Below are 1,810 nucleotides of genomic sequence, written 5' to 3'. Positions count from 1 at the left end.
GATCGCTTCGGCGGCTGCGTCCCCGGTATCACCCACTACGTGGCCAACTTCAATCCGTGCGGGACGTTTCTCAACTACAACCCGACCACGTATAGCTTCATCCGCTCGGGCTACGAGGGCCCGGGGGCCGACCCGGACGTGGACCCGGCCTGCACGTACCCCCCCTACTGCAACGTCACCAACCCGGGTTCTGATCCGTTTTCGCCCTAGAAACGCACTCGCTTTGCGGTGACCATGGTGGAAGCCGGGGGACGCGCGGAGGCGACCGCCGACGGCATATGGATGTCGCCCTGTTTGTCACCTGCCTGACCGACACGTTCTTCCCGCGCGTTGGACAGGCGGTCGTGACCGTCCTGCGGCACTTCGGCTGCCGCGTCCAATTCCCTCCCCAACAGACCTGCTGCGGGCAACCGGCGTTCAATAGCGGCTTCCATTGCGAGGCGGCCACCCTTGTGCGCCGGATGAGCGCGGCGTTCGGCGCCTGCGAGCGCGTGGTCACGCCCTCGGCATCCTGCGCGACGATGGTCAAGCATCATGGACCGACGCTTCTGGCGGGGAGCCCAGGGCAGCAGGACGGCGCGCGGCGACTGGCGGACAGGACCTGGGAGTTCTGCACGTTTCTGCGTGACGAACTGAAGGTGGACATCGCTGGCCTGTTGAGGTTCGAGGAACCGGTCACGTTTCATTACCCCTGCCACGCACGGGAGATATACAGCCTCGCCGACCTGCAAGGCTGGCTGTCGAAAGCGGGCGACGTACGCGTCCCCGCCCGGCCCGACCTGTGCTGCGGCTTTGGCGGCCTGTTCGCGGTGGACTACCCGGAACTCAGCGCCGCCATGCTGCGAGACAAGCTCGACGAGCTGGCGGCCACCGGCGCCAACCTGGTGATCAGCAACGAGGCCGCGTGTACCCTGCAAATGGCCGGCGGGGCGCACCGTCGCGGCCTGCCGCTGCGTTTCAAGCACATCGCCGAGTGCCTGGCGGAATCGCTCGGCCTGATGGAGCCTTCGCCATGAGCGGCGAAAAGAAGCTGCGAGCGCGGCTGGCGGAGGCGACGGCGAATGAACGGGTGGTTCGCGCGGTCCACCTCGCCACTTGGCGCAAGGTGGACCAGCGGGCGGCGTCCCTGGGCAAGATGCACCACGCCGATGAGCTGCGCGCCCGGGCGGCCCAAATCCGACAACACACGATCGAGAACCTGCCGCGCTACCTGGAGCAATTCGTCGAGCGTGCCGAGGGTCTGGGTGCGCGGGTACATTTCGCTGCCGATGCCGCCGCCGCATGCCGCATCGTGGTCGATCTGGCCGCGGCGCGCGGGCTCAAGCTGGCCGTGAAGGGCAAGAGCATGACCAGCGAGGAGGTCCGCCTGAACCAGGCCCTGGAGGGGGCCGGCATCCGCGTCGTCGAGACCGATCTGGGCGAGTTCATCGTCCAGATCGACCACGACCGTCCCAGTCACATCATCACGCCGATCATCCACATGGACCGCCGGCAGGTGGCCCGTGCCATGACCCGCGAGCTGGGCTGCCCGTACACCGAAGACCCGACCGAGATGACCAAGATCGCCCGGGCCTACCTGCGCGACATCTTCCGGCGCTGCGACCTGGGGATCACCGGCATCTGGCTGATGCCCATCCAGCCATCCCCCTCCTACCACGGTTACGACGTGACCGATTACTTAGCCGTCAATCCGCAGTACGGCACCATGGCCGATTTCGAGACCTTTGTCGCCGAGGCGCACAAGCGCGGGATCGGCGTCATTCTTGACTTCGTCATCAACCATTCGGGCAGCGGTGACGCGATCTTCCAG

Annotated in this window: 3 protein-coding genes; all 3 read left to right on the top strand. The window is 66.5% G+C overall.

Annotation, left to right across the window (positions count from 1 at the left end):
- Positions 1-210 (top strand): hypothetical protein (locus QZY44_RS00630; protein WP_295440765.1); only part of this gene is annotated, 210 nt, incomplete at its 5' end.
- 68 nt (positions 211-278) lie between these two features.
- Entirely contained in the window at positions 279-1,016 is a 738-nt protein-coding gene (locus QZY44_RS00625) for a (Fe-S)-binding protein (RefSeq protein WP_295440762.1), read from the top strand.
- Positions 1,013-1,810 (top strand): alpha-amylase family glycosyl hydrolase (locus QZY44_RS00620; RefSeq protein WP_295440759.1); only part of this gene is annotated, 798 nt, incomplete at its 3' end. The genes QZY44_RS00625 and QZY44_RS00620, both read left to right, overlap by 4 nt.

The organism is uncultured Thiodictyon sp. (assembly GCA_903837595.1).
Classification (GTDB): Bacteria; Pseudomonadota; Gammaproteobacteria; order Chromatiales; family Chromatiaceae; genus Thiodictyon.
Note: the sequence above shows the minus strand (reverse complement) of the source record. Positions and strands in the feature narration are given on the sequence as shown.